General features: G+C 52.8%; 19 protein-coding genes. 12 read left to right on the top strand and 7 right to left on the bottom strand.

The features are described from left to right. Positions 1-72 precede the first annotated feature (72 nt). Positions 73-1,593, bottom strand: a complete 1,521-nt coding sequence (locus BLU70_RS08935; protein ID WP_074693257.1) for an aldehyde dehydrogenase family protein — start codon at positions 1,591-1,593, stop codon at positions 73-75. 1,360 nt (positions 1,594-2,953) lie between these two features. On the opposite strand from BLU70_RS08935, the gene BLU70_RS14975 reads away from it, so the two are divergent. From BLU70_RS14975 to BLU70_RS08915, 4 genes are all read left to right on the top strand, one after another. After that, positions 2,954-3,418, top strand: a complete 465-nt coding sequence (locus BLU70_RS14975) for a CBO0543 family protein (RefSeq protein ID WP_074693255.1) — start codon at positions 2,954-2,956, stop codon at positions 3,416-3,418. A gap of 269 nt (positions 3,419-3,687) precedes the next feature. Further along, entirely contained in the window at positions 3,688-3,774 is an 87-nt protein-coding gene (locus BLU70_RS14970) for a sensory rhodopsin transducer (protein WP_420168591.1), read from the top strand. 77 nt (positions 3,775-3,851) lie between these two features. Then, positions 3,852-4,616, top strand: coding sequence for a DeoR/GlpR family DNA-binding transcription regulator (locus BLU70_RS08920; RefSeq protein ID WP_040290805.1), 765 nt, complete (start codon positions 3,852-3,854; stop codon positions 4,614-4,616). Positions 4,617-4,968: 352 nt separating this feature from the next. Then, the gene (locus tag BLU70_RS08915; RefSeq protein WP_074693254.1) at positions 4,969-5,772 is read left to right on the top strand and encodes a hypothetical protein; all 804 of its coding nucleotides are present in this window, start codon (positions 4,969-4,971) and stop codon (positions 5,770-5,772) included. Positions 5,773-5,879: 107 nt separating this feature from the next. Here the strand turns inward: BLU70_RS08915 and BLU70_RS08910 are convergent, their stop codons facing one another. From BLU70_RS08910 to BLU70_RS08895, 4 genes are all read right to left on the bottom strand, one after another. Further along, the gene (locus BLU70_RS08910; RefSeq protein WP_074693253.1) at positions 5,880-6,557 is read right to left on the bottom strand and encodes a LutC/YkgG family protein; all 678 of its coding nucleotides are present in this window, start codon (positions 6,555-6,557) and stop codon (positions 5,880-5,882) included. Further along, complete coding sequence (locus BLU70_RS08905; protein WP_074693252.1) at positions 6,550-7,980, bottom strand: LutB/LldF family L-lactate oxidation iron-sulfur protein; 1,431 nt, start codon at positions 7,978-7,980, stop codon at positions 6,550-6,552. Before BLU70_RS08905 ends, BLU70_RS08910 begins: the two co-directional genes overlap by 8 nt. After that, entirely contained in the window at positions 7,977-8,723 is a 747-nt protein-coding gene (locus BLU70_RS08900; RefSeq protein WP_074693251.1) for a (Fe-S)-binding protein, read from the bottom strand. The genes BLU70_RS08905 and BLU70_RS08900 overlap by 4 nt, the downstream gene beginning before the upstream one ends. Positions 8,724-8,953: 230 nt before the next feature. Continuing rightward, on the bottom strand, positions 8,954-9,385 hold the full coding sequence (locus BLU70_RS08895) for a DUF2243 domain-containing protein (protein WP_074693250.1): 432 nt from the start codon (positions 9,383-9,385) through the stop codon (positions 8,954-8,956). A 136-nt stretch (positions 9,386-9,521) separates the two neighbouring features. On the opposite strand from BLU70_RS08895, the gene BLU70_RS08890 reads away from it, so the two are divergent. The 7 genes from BLU70_RS08890 (at position 9,522) to BLU70_RS08860 (ending at position 15,679) form a co-directional block, all read left to right on the top strand. Then, a complete protein-coding gene (locus BLU70_RS08890) occupies positions 9,522-9,728 on the top strand; it encodes a DUF1657 domain-containing protein (RefSeq protein WP_006448173.1) in 207 nt (68 codons plus the stop codon). A 66-nt stretch (positions 9,729-9,794) separates the two neighbouring features. After that, a complete protein-coding gene (locus tag BLU70_RS08885) occupies positions 9,795-10,655 on the top strand; it encodes a DUF421 domain-containing protein (protein WP_040290798.1) in 861 nt (286 codons plus the stop codon). A gap of 11 nt (positions 10,656-10,666) precedes the next feature. Then, entirely contained in the window at positions 10,667-11,140 is a 474-nt protein-coding gene (gene spoVAC, locus BLU70_RS08880; RefSeq protein ID WP_006448171.1) for a stage V sporulation protein AC, read from the top strand. A gap of 3 nt (positions 11,141-11,143) precedes the next feature. Next, on the top strand, positions 11,144-12,175 hold the full coding sequence (gene spoVAD / locus BLU70_RS08875; RefSeq protein ID WP_074693249.1) for a stage V sporulation protein AD: 1,032 nt from the start codon (positions 11,144-11,146) through the stop codon (positions 12,173-12,175). Beyond that, complete coding sequence (gene spoVAE, locus BLU70_RS08870; protein ID WP_006448169.1) at positions 12,172-12,522, top strand: stage V sporulation protein AE; 351 nt, start codon at positions 12,172-12,174, stop codon at positions 12,520-12,522. The genes spoVAD and spoVAE overlap by 4 nt, the downstream gene beginning before the upstream one ends. Before the next feature lie 141 nt (positions 12,523-12,663). Beyond that, the gene (locus BLU70_RS08865; protein ID WP_074693248.1) at positions 12,664-14,589 is read left to right on the top strand and encodes an acyltransferase family protein; all 1,926 of its coding nucleotides are present in this window, start codon (positions 12,664-12,666) and stop codon (positions 14,587-14,589) included. Positions 14,590-14,617: 28 nt separating this feature from the next. After that, positions 14,618-15,679 carry an Ldh family oxidoreductase gene (locus BLU70_RS08860; RefSeq protein WP_006448167.1) on the top strand — a complete coding sequence of 354 codons (1,062 nt, stop codon included), beginning with the start codon at positions 14,618-14,620 and terminating at the stop codon, positions 15,677-15,679. 19 nt (positions 15,680-15,698) lie between these two features. On the opposite strand, the gene BLU70_RS08855 is transcribed toward BLU70_RS08860, so the two are convergent. Next, positions 15,699-16,736 (bottom strand): glycoside hydrolase family 5 protein, encoded by a 1,038-nt coding sequence (locus BLU70_RS08855; protein ID WP_074693247.1) that lies wholly within the window; start codon positions 16,734-16,736, stop codon positions 15,699-15,701. Positions 16,737-16,936: 200 nt separating this feature from the next. On the opposite strand from BLU70_RS08855, the gene BLU70_RS08850 reads away from it, so the two are divergent. Then, positions 16,937-18,784, top strand: a complete 1,848-nt coding sequence (locus BLU70_RS08850; RefSeq protein ID WP_074693246.1) for a bifunctional diguanylate cyclase/phosphohydrolase — start codon at positions 16,937-16,939, stop codon at positions 18,782-18,784. 21 nt (positions 18,785-18,805) lie between these two features. On the opposite strand, the gene BLU70_RS08845 is transcribed toward BLU70_RS08850, so the two are convergent. Further along, positions 18,806-19,621 (bottom strand): SGNH/GDSL hydrolase family protein, encoded by an 816-nt coding sequence (locus BLU70_RS08845; protein WP_074693245.1) that lies wholly within the window; start codon positions 19,619-19,621, stop codon positions 18,806-18,808. Between the last annotated feature and the right edge of the window lie 25 nt (positions 19,622-19,646).

The raw sequence follows: 19,646 nt of genomic DNA, 5'->3' as shown, positions 1-19,646 counted from the left end.
GGTTCTATGCCTTTCACCGCGGCGATGACGAAATGTTTCGCTCGCACTGTGCCGTTTGCTGGCCGCTGGCGATCATCCGAATAGCATACTCAGCCACGGGCGCTTCTCCGGTTCCGGCACAAGCGACGCGTGCACATGCTTCACCTGTGTGTATTCGTCGAGCGCGTGACGACCTAGTTCGCGGCCGAATCCGCTTTGCTTATAGCCGCCAAATGGTGCGTCTGCGCGTAGCATATGCCAGTCGTTGATCCACACCGTCCCTGCCTTCAGTTCATGTGCGATGCGGTACGCTTCGTTGATGTCGCGCGTCCAGATACCCGCTGCCAAGCCATAAATCGTGTCGTTGGCCAACCGGATCGCTTCATCGAGTTGGCTGTACTTAATCACGGAGAGTACCGGGCCGAAAATCTCTTCTTGTGCGATCCGCATGTCGTTCGTCACGTCTGCGAAGATCGTGGGTTCGATAAAGTACCCGTTCTCGTATCCTTCTACGGTCGCCGGTTTGCCGCCGCAGACCAGGCGAGCGCCTTCTTGTTGGCCAATCTGGATGTAACGCATCACCGTATCAAACTGCTGTTTGGAGACAACAGGCCCCATACCCGTTTGGTCGTTCAGCGGATCGCCGATTTTGATTTCCTTGGTTTTTGCGACGAGTCGCTCGATCACCTCGTCGTAGATTGACTCGTGCACCAACAGCCGTGTGCCTGATTCGCAAATTTGACCGGAGTGCATGAACACCCCGAAGAGCGCTCCCGGGATCGCAATATCCAAGTCCGCGTCTGGTAGCACAATACTTGGCGACTTACCGCCAAGTTCCAGGCTGACCTTTTTGACTGACGTGGAGGCAAGCTGCATAATGCGGCGGCCGACTTCCGTGGAGCCCGTGAACGCCACCTTATCCACCTGTGGGTGTGTTACAAGCGCTTCACCGATGCTCGCGCCAGGTCCTGCGATCACGTTGAATGCCCCAGCCGGAATGCCCGCTTGCACAGCCAGTTCCGCGAGTTTGAGCGTCGACAGTGGCGTATTGGATGCGGGCTTGACGACGATGGTGTTGCCCATTGCTAGTGCCGGGATCACCTTCCACATAGCGAGGATCATCGGGAAGTTCCACGGCGTCACCGCAGCGCACACACCGTACGGTTCACGCCACACCTGGCCATTCGCGGGGCCTGGGAACGGGGGGATGGGCAGGTATTCAACGTACTTGTATTCTTGGATAAACTTTGCCGTTTGCTGAATTAAATCGGTGATCTGGAGGATATCGGACGAGCCAATTCGCCGCACCGTGCCGCCTGAACTGATGGCCTCCAGATAAATCAGTTCCTTGGCATTCTCCATAATCTTCTGGGCAAACAACATGAGGATGGCAGCCCGCGCCTCCGGTGTCTGCTTCGCCCAACGGCCGCTGTCAAACAATTTGCGAGCAGCCTGTACTGCCGCATCCACATCCGTGTGGCCAGCTTTCGCCACTCTCGCCACCACCCGGCCAGTCGCGGGGTTGACAACGTCAAATGTTTCTCCTGACTGCGCCGGTGTCCACTGGCCGCCGATGAACAGCAGAAATTCCTGTACATCCAAAACCGTCGCCACATTAATACCTCCTTGTAAACTAGGATCTGTAGACCGAGACCTGAGGCTGCGGTGCGCACAACATCCATCAAGGAGTCGATCAAGGTATCCGCAAAGCGCTGTTGTATGTTCTTCATCCAGATCATATAGCTGAGGTGGCTGTTGACATTCCTATCTCGTCTCATCTTGTATCAATGCGTCCGCTTCAGTACACTGGGGGATAGACCGACAGTCAGCATGACTACGATGTGCACTGGTAAGCATAGTTTTTGGTGATGATCAAAAAAGCGCCGGAGTTAGTGCCTCCGACGCTCTAAGCATCATCGCCTGGGTAGTGACCTCGGCCCACTATCGAATTTGATAGCTCGAAGCAGTGACCGCCCCCAAGGGCTCTTCTCCTATGGAGGCGGTCACTTGCGTGTGATGGCAAGCACCAAGGTCCCGATGAGCGAAAGCAAGGCGATGGTGACTAAGACCGATTGCAGTAATAGTCTCAGCACAGTCGCTACGCTCAAATGGCTTCACTCCCTTCTCGCTTCGCGGGCAGAGAGTGAACCCCCAAGGTAACATTCGATGCTATTATACCTGTGCTGCTAGATTTTTGCGGTGTACAGTGCAAACGAGGCATGCTACGAAACGTTCTCGTAATGTGGTGAATTTTGGATTTGGACGGCGAAATGGAACGAAATGTGGTTAAGAATGGCAGATCGGACGGCAGGGTGCTAGGGATTATAGAATTGGCCTTTCCTGACGCAATCGGGAACGACGGGTATTCAAGCCGGATTCAAGAGATGCCGAACCACCCGAAAGATCGACATGTGCTCGTGACTGCCATCCCATGCGAGGCAGACATCTTGGTTACTGCCAACCTCAAAGACTTTCAGGAATTACCGATGAATTGTAAAACCGCAAGTCAACACCCAGACGATTTTCTTCTCGACCAACGTAATGATTCTCCCCATAAGTGCTCGATGACTTGATCGGCATGGCCGCGTATCGACATTTCCCGCTAGACACAATTCCGAGAATCTTGAATGCTCTACACAAAACAGCCCCCAACTTCGTCATGCAGGCTTTTGCGATTCTTCCTCGATGCCAAAAAGGCGGCCACCGTGTTATTACCAGCAGCTATGGCCTGCTCAACGACTTGGCGTTTGAACTCAGGTGTAAATTCCCGGGCGCTCCACTTAAACAACCTCCTGAACCCATGGTCTCACTATTTATTGGAGATTGTCCAATCCGATTCTGGACTTAAGAGGAACGCGGTGCGTGGAGCCTTTATAAGATATCTCGTTGCATCAGAATGGGATATAAAGGGGAGCCTGATTATGGACGGAAAACGCGCGCTTGAAGAATTCACATGGGGCAAGGATGATAGTCGATGGCCTTTCTTACGATTTCCCTTATTGTGTTCTACATCGTTGCTATCTTTATGCCCAAACACATCTCCAAGCTTCAGATTTGGTCGGCCTCACTGTTTTCCTTGGTGACAGAGTGCCTGTCAGATATGATATTAGATATGAAATTAGACCTGTTTGGCTATTTCGCCCCCGGATATCAATGGGCGGGTTTCCTTCCAATCTTGCTGTATCCCCCGGTTAACACGATTTTCTTGAACTACTATCCGTACCAAGCGAGTAAATGGGCAAGGTTGCTCTACATGGCTGGCTGGACTGCGTTTTGTCTACTTTACGAAGTCGCAGCACTAAAATCGAAGTTCTTTTATTATCATCACTGGAAACTATGGTATTCCGGATTATGCTACCCCGTTCTATTGTTCATGGTCCTCTGGAATTTCAAGTTTACAGATTGGCTTCAGCGACGAGATCGTCCGAATTTCCACTGATACACTCATTGCCATCCCACCAAGATTTCGATGTCAACTACTTCTTATAGTTGTATATCCCTATAACCATCATAATTCAGACATGAACAAAAAAATACTCAGTGGACTCATGCACTCCGCCGCACAAGTTGGTGGCATAGCAGCCGTTGGCATAGACAGTTGGGCTGTGGATTTCGGTCTTATTGATCGATCCGGTAGCCTAATCGATCAACCCCGACATTATCGCGACGAACATCACGCCAAAGCGATGCAAGTCGTCGTGGAACGTATTGGCACCCATCGTTGTTCAGCACTCGCGCATGGATACGTCTCAGGCTTCTTTAGCCTTGTTTACGACCATGGGGTTTCCAGGCTAATATGATGTGGATATCTGTTGATTTGCGTTTGCAAGGAGAGACTGGATCTCTCCTTGCTCACAAGAGGAAGTGAGAATATGTTGCCTGCGGAACGCCACCGTGCAATTTTGCAACATCTTCATGCACGCGGGAGTATTCGTGTCAAAGAGTTGAGTCAATTATTTGATGTCACGGAAGAAACCGTTCGGCGGGACCTGCACATGCTCGAAGAGGAAGGAAAACTTCGGCGAAGCCATGGCGGTGCAGTGCGTGTCGATGAAGATATGACAAACGAGATTTCATACCTGATTCGCGAATCTGAACACGTACCCGAAAAAGAAGTGATTGCAAAGACGGCTTTGCAGTTTATCGGTATCGGTGATCGAATTGTCCTTGATGCGAGCACTACGGCACTGCATCTGGCAAATGCATTGCCAGATATGCCTTTGACAGTTCTGACCAATTCACTTAAGGTGGCTCTCGAATTGTCAGGGAAGGAAAAAATCGAGGTAATCTCCACCGGTGGCATTTTGCGATCCAGTTCGTTGTCTTACGTCGGACCCATGGCGGAAGATTCGTTGTCGAAGTTTCACGTCAACAAAGCCTTCCTTTCATGTAAAGGCATTCATACGCAGCACGGTTTCACCGAGTCAAACGCGTTGCAAGCGTTAGTCAAACGTAAAATGATTGACATTGCCGACACCGTCATCGTGCTGGCGGATCACAGTAAAATTCAAGTTCAGGACTTCACGCATGTCGCAGATGCACGGGAAGTTGATATGTTGATCACGGACAGTGAAACGAACGAGGCAGATCTTACGGCATTCGAACAGCTTGGCCTACGGGTTCTGCGCGCTGATTGAACGCATACTTGATACTTGCAAAAAGACCGTAAAAAACTCGGTATTTCCGGGCATCCCGCACGGTGAAGACCACATCTCGCAAATACCCTATCGTGTAACAGTGCAACAAAACGCGGCGTTCGGTGATACCGCGTTTTGTTGCCACATGAAACTTCGGGATCCAGTAACTCTCGCGGCGTTTTCGTCCCTCTGCATTGTGTCGCGCACTTCATTCCTCGCGGTTCATCCGAATCCACTACAAATCGATTTTTCACAGATTTACATACAAAAAATACGTCACGCGATACGGGCTAGCTTCGTCTCTCATGTTGAACATCGAGAATTGACAAGTTGCTTGGAGAGGATGAACGGATTGAAGTACAAGTTAGGTCTGATAGGGTTTATCACCGTAACGACAGTTTCCCTGCAGGCGTTGGAACCAAAGGTTGCTGATGCTTCTACGCAAGTCGAATATGCTGCTACAAACGTTCAAGTATCGGGTAAGGAATCTATTTCGGTACAGCACATCCTTGCAAATGACCCGTGGACAGGCAAAACAACGAGTTGGTACCCGATTTACTATCTACAAAAAGATCTACAGTTGGACGGCGTGCAAACGACATGGAACGGCAACACTTTGAATGTAACTTCGATACCTTCAGGTTGGCATGTCAATGTGAGCGGGGCGCCACAACCTGGAACGCCTCCTGAAGGCCAGATGCAGTTTGCCATTGGAAGCGATCAGGATGGCTTCTTACGTGCTCCGAAACTCGTTGCAAACGACCCTGAGACGGGCAAACCAACCACATACGTGCCTATTTATTATCTTGACTTATTTTTGCAACAGCGCTTGCTGATGGGGGTTTCTTGGCGTGGAGCAACATGGGTGATTGCGGCGCCCCAGGATGTGAACCGCATTGAATTGATTGTGGCACCAACCACGGTGAATGTTGGGGAAACGGTAACCTTCTCTGGCAAGTTGGTTCTGGTAGGAGGCGTCGGCGCTCCGCATGCGGAACTCAGTGTGCTTGGACTACCCAGTCAAAATCAGAAAACCATCTTTACTAATTCGCAAGGGTTGTTCTCCTTTACGACAACCTTTGCGAGGTCAGGGTTCTATACCATTGCGGTGGGAGACGGATTGGCCAGTTGGCAAGTTCATGTCACGGTGAAGTAAACTAGGAGAGCTTGCCGTAACGCGACACGCATGGGACTGTCGTATCTCGTAACATCATCATGTCGTACAGAGGCGGCTGGCGACCGCCAGTCGCCTTTGCTCCGTCATCATGTCATATCTTGCAACATCAGTGCGATCACGCGTGCCGGTCCGTGAACGCCAATCGTCTGGTCGTTTTCGATGTCGGAAGACCTACTGGCACCGCTGATAAAGTGATTTGACGCGGCTACATCGCCGCGTTCATGCGCTTGTGCAAGTTCCCTCAAGGCTTCGCCGAGACTTTGTACCAGTTGTGACGCGCGGAGGATGATGATGTGGATAAGCGGAACCTGGTGGACTGTGCGGCCTGCTTCCGGCCCGCTGGCAATCACGATGGTTCCAGTGTCGGCGATGGCGCAGACACAACTGGTAACTCCGACCTCGATATCGTCAAACGCGCGCCTCTCCGTTTGCGCATGCCAACGCAATGCCTGCCAACGCTCAAGCACCTCCTCCACGTCTACAGACCAAGGCGCCTCCTTGCCCCATGCGCCAATTTTGGTGGCGCCAATGTCCTTTAGCACATGATTAAGGCCGATGCGAAGTTCTTCAATGCTCGCGTACTGTACGATCTCGCCAGCCAGCCCTGTGAACCGTTCGATAAACGATGCAGTGCGCGAGGCAGGCGTAGACGGCCGATCCGCCCAAAACGAGGGCACGCCAACCACGGTTCGAGGTGAGGGGGGTTCGCCAGGCATGCGTCCGAGAGGCTTTGCAATTCGCTCGAGAAATGTTGCTTTATCCACGCCCATTCCCCTTTCTTGTAAGCTCAGGCCAAAGCTCGCGGAATGTTCGTTTTGGCAGGACAGGGAAGTCACGGCTCATCGTCCATCCGGCAAGCGGACCAATTTTAGCGCGAATATACCCATCATGGGCAATCGGGAATTGTAGTCTGCGTGCGATCCGGATCGTCGTCTGGTAGCGTCCAGCTTTGCCAAACAGTTGCCGAAATGCCTGGAATGCTGCCCTCTCCGCGGGTTTGACACGGCCCGATGCGACAAATCGCTGGCGCTCGCGCACGAGCATGTCATGGAGTGGAATCTTGACAGGACATGCTTCGTAACAAGCCCCGCACAAACTTGAGGCGTAGGGCAAGTCTTGATACTGTTCACCATTGTTTAACAGGGGGGAAAGGACAGCACCAATGGGACCAGGGTAGACCGATCCGTACGCATGGCCACCAATTTGGCGATATACGGGACACACGTTCAGGCATGCGCCGCATCGAATGCAATGAAGCACCGCTTGAAAATCGGGATCGCCGAGTTGGCGAGAGCGGCCGTTGTCGAGAATGATGACATGCATATCTCGTGCGCCGTCTGCCTCGTGTTGGCGGCGGGGGCCCGTGATGACGGACATGTACGTGATCACATTCTGTCCGGTTGCGCTTTTAGGCAGAAGGTGTGCGAAAACCTCGAGATCTTCCATGGTGGGCAGGATGCGTTCCATGCCCATGAAAACGATATGTGTTTTGGGCATGTTCATGACGAGATCGGCATTGCCTTCGTTGGTGAATAGCGCGATAGAGCCGGTCTCCGCAATACCGAAATTGCATCCCGTGATTCCGATATCGGCGGCTAGATACGCTCGGCGGAGCGTCCTCCGTGCGAATGCCGCCAGATCCCGCGTTTCCGTAGTAAGTCGTTCGCCACCAGCGGCTTCAAACAGGTCGCGAATTTGTTCGCGATTTTTGTGAATGGCCGGAATGATGATGTGCGACGGCGTCTCGCCGGAGAGTTGAACAATGTATTCGCCGAGATCAGTCTCGACGACATGGATCCCCATCTCCTCAAGATGATGGTTTACGTGAATTTCTTCGGTGACCATCGACTTGGATTTGACAATACGTTTGGCGTTTTGAGCCGTTGCAATTTCTCGCAGCGCGTGGATCGCGTCATCAGCAGTTGCAGCGAAATGTACGTGTGCACCGTGTGCCTCCAGGTTGCGTGTAAACAGATCCAAGTAATAGTCAAGGTTGGCAATGGTGTGCTGACGGATCTGTCGTCCGCGCTCGCGCCATGCCTCCCAATTGCCGAATTCTCCAGTAACGGCTTGTTTTTTGTAGCGCAGACGATCCGTCGTGAAGTGGACGGCTTGCCGCAGAAAGTCGTCTGCCAAAGCGTGCTGTGCGCGATCGTGCACGTTTGTTGAGCCATGTGTTGTGCTCATGCTTTCACCCCTCTTCCCAGTTGCATCCCTTCCAGCAGAAGTTCCGTGAGATGCATCACGCGTATAGGCCGATTTGTGCGTCGTAGTCGCCCGCCGATGTTCATCAAACACCCCATGTCCGTTCCGACGAGTACTTCCGCAAGGGTGTCCGCGACATTTGCTGCCTTTTCCTCGACTATTGCACTTGAAATTTCCCCCATTTTAGCGGCGAACGTGCCGCCGAAGCCACAGCAATCGGTCGCATAGGGCAAATCGACGAGTTCAATCTCACGAACCCCTCGTAACAATTGCATGGGCTCGTCCTTGACGCCGAGTAACCTTGAACCGTGACAGGATGGATGATAAGTCACGCGATGCGGAAAACGGGCACCGAGATCCGTCATCTGTAATTTCTGCACCATAAATTGCGAGAACTCATAGGTTTTATTCGCCAAATCGATAGCAGCTTGATGCAAGTGCGGATCATCGGCAAACAACTGAGGGTAGTAGTGATGAATCATACCGACACAAGAGCCTGAGGGGCTGACAACGACATCACTTTCCTGGAACGCTTCCAGTAGCGTCTTGCCGACATCTCGTGCTTCATCGGTATAGCCGCTGTTAAACGCGGGCTGTCCACAGCATGTCTGCTGCGGCGGGAATGAGACCTCGCAACCGCACGCCTGCAATATACGTGTCATCGAGATGCCAACATTCAGGAAAACGCTGTCGACAATACAAGTGATGAACAGACTGACCTTCATCGGACAGACCTCCAAGCATGTAGGTGCGTCGATAAGGCAAAAAGAATGACAAACGCGGCACCTGTTGAGTGACCTGACAAGAGTAGAGATAACGTTTTCATCATATCGCAAAATGCAGAAGAATTTATGGAAAGTTCAGTGCAAGCGAATCATAACAAATAAAAACATGAAAATCAACACAAACGCAGATTTCTAGATGTTTAATTAGTATGTCTTTCTGGGGATTAGATTTAGTCTGTCGTGAGTCGATGCATTCGCGAGAGTGCGATGCCCAGAATCACGAGACAGCATGCAGCGAGATCGAATGCGATATCATACTCTGCTTGCAGTGGTCCAGGACGCACGTGATGGATCTGCAGGACGTGGTGATTGATGACGCCCTCGAATAGATTGAAAATTCCACCTCCAAGGAGAAGTGCTCCCCAAAAACTGCGGTTGCGAAAAGTTTTGTTGGGTGTGTCATCCAGCCATAGGACAGAAGTACCTGCCACCATGAATGCCGTGGTGATCACATGCAATAAACCATCGCTGACGATCTGATTATGCCGCGTAGTCCACATGTATGTACTGTGCCACTGTAATAACTGGTGAAAGACGATTCCATCGATCATGCCGGTAAGCCCCATGCCAAAGAGGAATGCCCCAAGTCGCGTTCGTTTCATCGTCCACTCTCCTTATCGCTACCACGAGTATGGCGGTTGTCGTGCCGTCGTATACACGAATTTCCACGCGGGCTGGGGCATAGCAAGGGGAGCCAAACGCCACATTACTCTCATCACGCATGGAGGTGAGTGGTTCATGACCATCGCACAGCAGGTCAAGACGACGTTGGCAAATCTAAAGAGTGCGCAAGCGAACCTTGAGTCGTTTGCGCTCGCGACCCAAAACAAACAGGCAAAGCAGGTCTACACGCAGGCGGCGCAAACGACGCAGTCGGTCGTCGATCAACTGCAGCAGCGCGTTGGCCAGCTCGAGAAGGAAGAGCCGACGTACAAAGGTTTCTAAAATCACAAAAACACAACGTAAATGTAGCCAGGAGGCATTGCCTCCTGGCTCGAAGGGGTTATCGAAGTGCCGGAATGGGTTCACATTATTATTCGAACACTAATATCGTTTTGCGCTATGTTCGTATTTGCAAGGTTGATCGGTAAGCGTCAGCTGTCGCAAATTACGTTTTTTGAATACATAGTCGGCATTGCTATAGGCGATATGGCTGCAATTATCCCTGATGAACTGGATGCGCCTTTATACCATGGCCTGCTGCCGATGGCGGTTTACACCGCTTTGCCGATAGCACTCAGTTGGGTGGCATTGAAAAGTAAATCGGCACGTGACTTTTTGGAAGGTCACGCGCGCGTATTGATTCGGGACGGAAAAATTTTAGAGGACAATCTGAAGAAAGAGCGCATGTCGACGGATGAGTTGCTGGAGCACCTTCGAAGCAAAAATGTGTTCAAAGTTGCCGACGTTGAATTTGCACTCATGGAATCCAATGGCACGGTCAATGTCCTGGTGAAGTCGGAGCAACAACCGTTGACGCCAAAACGCATGGGGCTGCAGGTCCCACCAGAAGTCGAGCCGCAAGCCGTGATTATGGATGGGCAGATTATGGACGAGGCCTTGGCGACCATCGGATTTAATCGTGCATGGCTGAAAACGGAGTTAGAAAAGCAAGGCGTGGCAGTCGAAAACGTCTTTCTCGCACAGGTCGATGCCACTGGCCAACTGTATATCGATGTGTACGAGGACAAGCTTAAAATTCCTGAGCCGCAAATCTTGCCACTCACGAATATCACGCTCAAAAAGGTACAGGCCGATCTGGAGTCGTTCGCACTTGCGACCGCGGATGTACAGGCCAAACGTATGTATACGGAGGCTGCCGAACGTATTCAGCAAGTGATTGACAAGGTCGGTCCATACCTCACGCGGTAGGGGGGACGACGATGGCAAATCAAAAGCTAAAAAAGGCCACGCCTACGATGCAAAAGTATCAGCAGTTTGCCAAAGCGCGCGAACCTGCACGCCCTATCTTGCGCAACTTGACTGTAGCTTTTGTTGTGGGCGGATTGATTTGTGTGTTGGGACAAGCAATACAGGATTTGTTTATCCACGTGTTTGGATTTAGTCAAAAGGATGCTGGGAATCCAACAGTCGCCGTTCTCATAGCATTGACGGCCATGGCCACGGGGTTAGGGGTGTTTGACAAGTTCGCCCGTTGGGCGGGAGCGGGGACTGCGGTACCTGTGACGGGGTTCGCAAACTCAATGGTGTCGGCTGCGATGGAATATCGCACGGAAGGCTTTGTGCTTGGCGTGGCCGGGAATATGTTTAAACTCGCCGGATCTGTAATCGTCTGGGGGGTTGTCTCCGCGTTTTTCATCGCGCTCATTCGCACGCTTCTGGTCATAGGGAGGTAAATCATGCTTGTCGGTTATCAGAGTTGGGCATTTCCGAAGAATCCCATGATCCTATCCACCGCTGTCATCGGAGGGCCGATGGAGGGCAGGGGGCCGTTAGCGGACGATTTCGATCTCTTGCACAGTGATCTACGCATGCAACAAAAAAGCTGGGAGCAAGCGGAGCGCATGCTGCTTGATGAAACGTGCGCAAAGGCCATTGAAAAAGCGGGGCTGTCCAAGGACAATATCACTTTTTTTATTGCTGGGGATCTCATGAATCAAATTATTTCGTCCTCGTTCGCGGCACGCACGCTGTCGATGCCTTACCTGGGCATTTTCGGGGCTTGCTCGACTTCCATGGAAGGCCTCGCGTTGGCTTCATTGATGATCGACGCAGATTCCGCGCTCTATGTTATGACGGGTACGGTTAGCCACAACGCGGCGGCTGAGAAGCACTATCGGTACCCAACGGAGTATGGAGCGCAAAAGCCGCCGACTGCCCAATGGACAGTGACGGCGGGGGGCGCGGCGATTATTGCGGCCAATGATGGTTCCGGAAACCATCCGGTGGTAACGCGCGCTACGGTCGGCCGCGTGGTTGACATGGGACTGACAGATCCCTTTAATATGGGCGCTGCGATGGCACCTGCAGCCTTCGACACCTTGGTCAGTCATTTTCGCGATTTCGATCTTCCTTACGATTATTATGACTTGATTATCACTGGGGATTTGGGGAAAGTAGGGCACCGCATTCTGCTTGATCTTTGCGAGCAACATGACGTTCCCATTCCACGCGATCGTTTTGCCGACGCAGGCATGATGGTCTATGGAGATATACCGGACGTCTGGTCGGGTGGGAGTGGATGTGGGTGTTCCGCTTCTGTGGCGTATGGTTATGTTCAGCGTCGCTTGCGCGAGGGTAGCTTGAAGCGAGTATTGATGGTCGCAACCGGGGCACTGCTGTCTCCAATTTCTTACCAGCAAAAGGATACTATTCCCTGTATTGCGCATGCGGCGGCAATGGAACGTATTGAGGGGAGTCAATCGTCATGATTTATCTTTGGGCTTTTCTCGTAGGTGGATTTATTTGTTTAATTGGACAATTTCTTATGGACGTCGTGAAATTGCCACCCGCCAATGTTGTTTCGTCGCTTGTCGTCGCTGGCGCCATTGTCAGTGGGTTTGACCTTTATGAACCGATTGTTCGCTTTGCCGGCGCCGGGGCCACGGTGCCCATCACTTCATTTGGCAACGCATTGGTGCAAGGGGCCATTGCGGAAGGCAAGGTACATGGTCTGCTCGGGGTCATCACAGGCATATTTGAGTTAACGAGTGCTGGTATCTCGGCAGCGATTGTCTTCGCCTTTTTGGCAGCTGTCATTTTTCGACCGAAAGGGTGATGGTCGACAAACGTAATTTATATGAGATTCATGGCATATCCACAGAATTTCCATGAAACATCACGCCCACGAGAATCGTCAGCTAGGTATAATCTTGAGAGGGATTTCGACACGAACAGCGCCGACAGGGGGAGTTTCGACATGCCGAAGCCAATGGGTGGCAACGGCCGCTATATGCCAGGTCTCGATGGGTTGCGGGCACTCGCGGTGCTCGCCGTTATTGCGTATCATTTGAACCTTAGTTGGGCCCCCGGCGGTCTTTTGGGTGTGCAAGTCTTTTTCGTCTTGTCGGGCTATCTCATTACTGATCTATTAATTGCACAATGGAAGCGAAATGGACGAATTCTGCTCGGAGATTTTTGGCTGAGACGGGCGCGACGCTTGTTGCCAGCGATGTTCTCCATGCTCGTCGCTGTCATGGTTTGGGTTTGGTTTGAGGATAAAACACAGTTCACGCAATTTTGGCAGGATGCCGTTGCGTCGATTTGCTACGTAAGCAATTGGTGGTTTATCTTTCATAAGGTGTCCTACTTCGCTAGCTTTGGGCGTCAGACACCGCTTGGCCATCTTTGGTCGCTGGCAGTTGAAGAACAGTTTTACCTACTTTGGCCGCTTGTGCTCATGCTTGGTCTACGCTTTTTGCGTCGGCGTGGAAGTATGCTGATTGCGACGTTCGTACTCGTCCTGGCGTCCGCAGCTTGGATGGGCATCTTGTACCAGCCTGGTATGGACCCCAGCCGCGTTTATTATGGTACTGATACCCGGGCATTTGGCTTGCTCATCGGCGCATGTGTCGCATTTGTCTGGCCGAGCAGCCAATTTTCGCGGGGGCTGTCTGTATCCGCACGGCGCTGGCTCGACATCATTGGATTTCTCGGTTTACTAGCAATCCTATGGATGATTTGGCAGACGAATGAGTACGAGAACTTTTTATATCGCGGTGGATTGCTTCTTCTATCGATCGCGACGGCCGTTCTCGTGGCCTGTCTCGCCCATCCGGATACGCGCCTTGGCCGCTTATTTGGCTTGCATCCGTTGCGGTGGCTCGGCGTGCGTTCCTATGGTATCTATTTGTGGCACTTTCCAATTATCGTGTTGACAACTCCGCTCATGGACGCAAACCAGTTTAATGCTGGTCGAGCTGCACTTCAGGTGATTGCCAGCATCGTGATTGCTGCGTTGTCATGGAGGATATTGGAGGAACCGATTCGACGTCTAGGCAGCCGTAAAGGAACGGACGCCCCGGACAGGACGGTGCGCGTTCGGCGACGCCATCCCAGCCGATGGGCGTTGGCGGGCAGCGGCGTGGCAGTGGTGGTACTGTTTTGTGCAGGGATGACGGCATATGCTCCAACGGTTGTCGCGACCTTAGGGAACGATGTGCGGGAATTGGGTCAGCAAGGCGGGGCACATACGGATAAGCGTAGCACGCAACCGGTGAAATCTGCCGTTGGGAATGGCGCGGACGCTTCGGGGAAAGCTATCAACCGTGCCGCACATGGTAGCACCGGAGTCGGAACTGCGGTCGACAAGACGACGGCCGCTGCCACCGAACATGAAAAAACGCGGCCGATTTCGGCGAGAGTGCCGAAAGTAGAAAGCGGTGTCGGAGTCAGTGCGATTGGCGATTCCGTCATGGTTGACGCTACGCCGTATTTGCAGAAATTGCTTCCCGGTATTGTGTGTGATGGTATGGTAGGCAGGCAGATGTATGAAGCACCGGAGGCGGTTGCACAGCTGAAGGCAAAAGGTGAACTGGGCGACGTCGTCATTATCGAGTTGGGCACCAATGGTCCCTTTAGCAAATCACAACTCGTCTCGTTGCTACAGTCGCTAGGCCCAGTGAAGCGCATCATTTTGGTGAATACGCGCGTTCCCAGACCGTGGCAAAATGTGGTCAATCAGACGTTGGCGCAAGTTGCACAGACGTTTCCTCATACGGTCTTGGTCAATTGGTATCAAGCGAGTGCGGGTCACAACGCGTACTTTTATCCGGATGGGGTGCATTTAAACCCACAGGGCGCGGCCTTTTATGCGTCACTGCTGGCCAAAGCGGTCGAGCAATGAGCCGAAGTGGCACAGGAGATGATGCACGTTGCAGTTGTCCGTGTCGCCAATTGCGTTGCGGCACTTTGCTCGCGCGTGTTTTTCGGCAGTCGGCGTTGTCCACGACGATGCAGATTGGGCAGCCACTGCGATGGTAGAAGCTGATTTGCAAGGCTTGAGCACGCATGGGACCATGCGTCTCAAGGCCTACATCGAGGGGTTACAGAGCGGGAAAATCAATGCTCGACCACACATGACGTGGAACCGAACAGGGCCGGTGACTGCCATCCTAAATGGCGACAACGGCCTTGGCTGTGTCAGTGCAAAACTGGCAGCTAACTTCGCAGTCGATCTCGCGCGCACCGCAGGCCTAGGTGCCGTTGCGGTGTATCGAGGCAATCACGCGGGAGCACTCTCTCTTTACGCAGAATGGGCGACACATTACGGCATGATTGGGCTATGCTGTTGCAATACGCATCCCGCTGTTCCACCTACAGGTGGGCGCAAACCGTTTTTTGGAACGAATCCCATCGCCTTTGCGGCTCCGACGAATGCCGAATACTCGCTTTCGGTCGATCTCGCCACCAGCGTCGTCGCTCGCGGCCACATCATCCAGGCGGCTCGGCGCGGCGAGGCCATCCCAGAGGGATGGGCCGTTGACCGTGAAGGGCGTGCCACGATCGATCCGAAGGCCGCTCTGGATGGTTCGCTCTTGCCCATGGCGGGAGCGAAAGGCTACGCCCTGGCGATGATGATTGAAGTGTTGGCGGGCGTTTTATCTGGTGCCCGTGTTGGTGACGAAGTAGGGTCGATGTTCGGGGAGGGCGACGAGCCTCCTGGTAATGGATTTTTTTATTTGGCCATCAACCCTGAACATTTTGTTGGTCAAGCGGCGTTTGTTGAGCGCATACAGACGCTGATGGATGATGTGCACGCTGTGCCGCTGGCGGAAGGCAGCGAACGGATATACGTACCCGGCGAGCGTCGATTTCTTTCCAAACAGCTTCGGCGTGCAACAGGCATCCCGATTTCGGAAGAAGTGTGGGACGATTTTTCTGCACTCGCCCAGGCGTTGGGCGTTCATCTCCCTGAATGTACACAGGCCCGGTGATTGCCACCGGGCCTCGAACCTATTCGCGGGTGCTCACGATACGCACTAATTCTGGATCGATAACGCGACCGGCCTTGTTGACCAGACCAAAATTCATCTCTTTGTACGACCAGCACGCTCGGCCAATTCCCAACTTGCGTAAAAGGTCAACAACATCTCGGTGCCAACCTATTCGACTGGTTAACGGTGCCTCGTCGATCACGCCATATTCTCCGCAGTATAGCTTGCGTCCCGATTGTTCCATAAACTCCGCAGCAGGCTGCAGATACCGCTCTAGTAACGCTTTGTCCATAAAGGTGTTTGCCAAGTCATTTTCGCCCCCTCCGAATTCGGGGTGGCCGTCAAGAAATTCGGAGAGACCGGGAAAGCGACCTGGATAGCTGATGGTTCGATTGTACAACTTGGTCACTTCCGACCAACTTGCTTTTTGGTGTGTGAATAAGTGTGGCTTATAGAAATGAAACGTATAGATGATGCGCTCATCGCGGGAAACGAGTTCGATGTGGCGCAATTCGTCGATTGAATTGTAATGATTTCCGCCATACACAATGATGCGCTCGGGATCGATCGCGCGAATGGCCTCAATCGCCCGGTGAGCGAGTCGATTCCAACGTTCGCTGGTCGCATCGACTACTTCGTTCATCAATTCAAACCAGAGTTGGTCACGTTTACCTCGATACCGTTTTGAAAACATTTCCCAGATAGCGACGAAACGCTGTTGATCCGTTTCATCGTCAAACAACGTATTGGTGTCAAGAGTTCCGAAGCTATAGCCAGGCGCGCGGTGCAAATCAAGCACAAGACCCAACCCGTACTTTTCACACCACTCCAGGCACTTATCGATATAGTGCAAGCCTTCTTCCAGGTAGACGCCAGGGTGAAGGTCGCTTTCAATCACTGGATAGTCGAGAGGCAAGCGAACATGATCCATGCCCCACGACGCGATGCGTTCAATGTCCTCCTCGCGGATAAAGGTATCAAAATGCTCTTTGCTTGCTTGCCAGTATTGCGAGATCCATCCTCCAAGGTTGACGCCAGACATGAATTCTGAGGGCATGAACTCCCTTCCTTTCACGTTGAGACTCGAGGTTGGAATGTTCTGATGATGACGCTTACAAACACAATACCACAGGACCTTGCCAAGTGGGGATTGCCATTGGCAAATGAATCTTGCTCGTCTATCATATCATTTGGGAGACAAGTCAAGTTGAAATGCGGTTTTGTGGATTATCCGGCCGCTCGCTGGGAGGGCTGGGCATGCAGAACATTGCTCGTCGCCGACGACCGTTGTTCTGGTTTTTGTTGGCCATCGTGATCGTCGGTAACTTGCTCATCGTAGACAACCTGTTAGACGCGCTACACATTCACCGCATGGCGGATCCCGTCGCATATTTCGAGTTGATGATCATATCGATGTTCATTGCGCCTTGGGTGGTGAAAATGCCAAGCGGTGCTTCATGGCGCCCGGGACTCCCGTTTTTAATGCTTAGCATTTTTATGGCCAACCCCGTGTTTACGGCGCTTGTCGCGTTGCCGAGCCTGACAATGATCACAGCACGCGAGCGGGCGAAGTGGTGGAAGTACCCGCAGACGTACGCACATGTCGGCCTTGGCCTCTATGTTGCTGCACAGGTCTATTGGGGACTGGCTGACGCCTTGGCCCCGTCGATATTCGGCCGGGCTTTGGCGGCGTTCCTCGCACTGGCGGTACACCTTGCCGTCAATCGCCTAGTATCGGCGATGATTGTAGCACTGCGCGAAGGGCGCACACTTTGGGAACAACTTGGCAAAGTCGTTCGCGAGTTGCACTGGGGATACTTCAGTACATACCTCATGATATTCATTGTCGCACTCATTCCCCAGGGTTTACGCACCGTCGGAATTGCGCTGGCAGCCGTCCTCCAGCTCTCCAGCTTTGCAGCGGTTGCACGCTATACAAGGATTGAAAAGTTGCAAAAGTCCTTGACGACTGACGGGTTAACTGGGGCAGAAAATCGTTATGCTTGGGAATGGCTTTGTAGCCATGCAGGTGATGCTCCTTTTGTCGGTTGCGTGGCCGTGATCGATCTCGACAACTTTAAGCTGATCAATGACAAATATGGCCACTTTAAAGGAGATCAGATTCTGCAAGCGCTCGCTGAGGCGTTAGGGCAGACGCTTGCCAAGTCGGCTAGGTTATTCCGGGTCGGTGGGGACGAATGGGTGATTGTCGATACGCGAGTGGGCGATCCTGACGTTCTTATGCAGTCTGTGCGGAGGGCAGAGACACAGCTGGCGCTTGTGGCAAAGCCGGGAGATCCGGTTGTCGAGTTAAGCGTGGGCATCGCGGTGGGACCTACCGACGGGACGGATCTGCCCGCCCTCTTCCGCACGGCCGATGCTCGCATGTATGAAGCGAAGCGAGCGCGGCGCGTTGCGATGACTGGTGTTGAGGTCACGGTGCCAGAAGCCGTGCTGAGCCTGGTCATCGCCATTGAATCGAAAGATTCCTATACGGCTGGCCATAGCTTGCGAGTTGCGTTTTACGCGCTAAAGCTGGCCGAGTCATTGGGCGTTGATTCGAGGGGGCGCAAAGCGGTGTTTCGGGCTGGCCTCGTGCATGATGTTGGTAAGATTGCAATACCGGACGCCGTGTTGAACAAACCGGATCGTTTAGAGCCTGAAGAGTTGCTCATCATTCGTAAACATCCGGAGATTGGACATAGCATGTGTGCCAAGCTGGCGTTTCGAGAGGAAGAACTGCAGGTCATAAGGCATCATCACGAACGATGGGATGGTACGGGATACCCGGACGGTTTAGCCGGAGAACAGATTCCGTTTTTCGCGCGCCTTACGGCAGTGGCCGACGTGTACGACGCCTTGACGTCAGCGAGATCGTACCGTCGCGCTTGGACACATCAGGAAGCCATGAACTATCTTGCAGATAATCGGGGGCTTGCCTTTGATCCGGTGTGTGTCGACGCCTGGTTGCAGCTATGTAAAGATGGCCCTCTGCACGAACAGTTCCCTGATTGGGTGGGAAGCGGTGGCATTGACGTGCTCTCGCGTTATGCTATGGTGCAGTCCGCAAAAGAAGCGGGGGCGGCGCAATCGGCCCATGTGTAAAGCCGGCTGGCCGCCCCTCGATTACGGGGAGGTTGCAGAATTCGACTTTGCACTCTTGACAAACTGGGTTGCCAAATCGCCTGCGAGGATTTCTCCCGCCAGTTCATGCCCCAGTGTGTTCGGATGCCAAGCGTCGGCACTGTACTGATTGATGGATTGGTGGTGCGATGCGAGGTATTGTTTCATTTGCGTAAACAGGTCGAATACGTAGACATGTTGACTGTGGAAGCTTCGCGCGAGTGAAACCTCGATGTTGATCAAGTTGGCCTCGGATTTGACATCATGACCGTACGACGCGCCTGTCGGCGGCGGTGTCACGACGATCACGTCCGCATTTGCCTTAAGCGCTAGGCTAATTTCGTCTTGAATGGCCTTTTTAAAGGCTGGTATCGGCGTCTTGTTCGCGATGTCGTCCAGCATTCCCCACGATATCACAACCACGCGCGGTCGCAACGCCGCAAGGAAACCAGGGTACTTCGCAGCCATTTGTGTTGGGCCGTCTCCTTCAATTGATTTATTGACGAATGCAAAGGAGACAGGGCCTTCGTCAGTCAACGTTTGAAACGCCCTGGCGAGGTATCCACCACCCGTTTTGTCGTCCCATCCGTGCGCGACCGATCCACCCACCGCCATGACGGTGATTGGCTGGGCAGTTGGACCGGTGAAGGCTGGTTTTGGATTGCCTGTTGTGTTCAGCGTTGTAGTCGGTTGCGTCGCGTGCACGCGCGTTGATGGCGCCGCCTGCTGCGAAGTCCCACAACCCGTCAAAGACGCACAGATAACCCCTGTCAACGCGACTACAACGGCCGTAAAGCGCGCGTTATGCCGTTGTTTCATTGGCTTCGTCCCATCTGTTGGATTT

Origin of the sequence: Alicyclobacillus hesperidum (genome assembly GCF_900107035.1) — a bacterium.
GTDB lineage: Bacteria > Bacillota > Bacilli > Alicyclobacillales > Alicyclobacillaceae > Alicyclobacillus > Alicyclobacillus hesperidum.
This window is presented reverse-complemented; position numbering and strand designations above follow the sequence as displayed.

What these genes read in the sequence shown, in the direction of transcription:
- BLU70_RS14975 (WP_074693255.1), top strand. Translation starts at nt 2,954, where the DNA reads ATGGCCTTTCTTACGATTTCCCTTATTGTGTTCTACATCGTTGCTATC.
- BLU70_RS08920 (WP_040290805.1), top strand. Translation starts at nt 3,852, where the DNA reads ATGTTGCCTGCGGAACGCCACCGTGCAATTTTGCAACATCTTCATGCA.
- BLU70_RS08905 (WP_074693252.1), bottom strand. Translation starts at nt 7,980, where the DNA reads ATGAGCACAACACATGGCTCAACAAACGTGCACGATCGCGCACAGCAC.
- BLU70_RS08900 (WP_074693251.1), bottom strand. Translation starts at nt 8,723, where the DNA reads ATGAAGGTCAGTCTGTTCATCACTTGTATTGTCGACAGCGTTTTCCTG.
- BLU70_RS08895 (WP_074693250.1), bottom strand. Translation starts at nt 9,385, where the DNA reads ATGAAACGAACGCGACTTGGGGCATTCCTCTTTGGCATGGGGCTTACC.
- BLU70_RS08890 (WP_006448173.1), top strand. Translation starts at nt 9,522, where the DNA reads ATGACCATCGCACAGCAGGTCAAGACGACGTTGGCAAATCTAAAGAGT.
- spoVAC (WP_006448171.1), top strand. Translation starts at nt 10,667, where the DNA reads ATGGCAAATCAAAAGCTAAAAAAGGCCACGCCTACGATGCAAAAGTAT.
- spoVAD (WP_074693249.1), top strand. Translation starts at nt 11,144, where the DNA reads ATGCTTGTCGGTTATCAGAGTTGGGCATTTCCGAAGAATCCCATGATC.
- spoVAE (WP_006448169.1), top strand. Translation starts at nt 12,172, where the DNA reads ATGATTTATCTTTGGGCTTTTCTCGTAGGTGGATTTATTTGTTTAATT.
- BLU70_RS08865 (WP_074693248.1), top strand. Translation starts at nt 12,664, where the DNA reads ATGCCGAAGCCAATGGGTGGCAACGGCCGCTATATGCCAGGTCTCGAT.
- BLU70_RS08855 (WP_074693247.1), bottom strand. Translation starts at nt 16,736, where the DNA reads ATGCCCTCAGAATTCATGTCTGGCGTCAACCTTGGAGGATGGATCTCG.
- BLU70_RS08850 (WP_074693246.1), top strand. Translation starts at nt 16,937, where the DNA reads ATGCAGAACATTGCTCGTCGCCGACGACCGTTGTTCTGGTTTTTGTTG.
- BLU70_RS08845 (WP_074693245.1), bottom strand. Translation starts at nt 19,621, where the DNA reads ATGAAACAACGGCATAACGCGCGCTTTACGGCCGTTGTAGTCGCGTTG.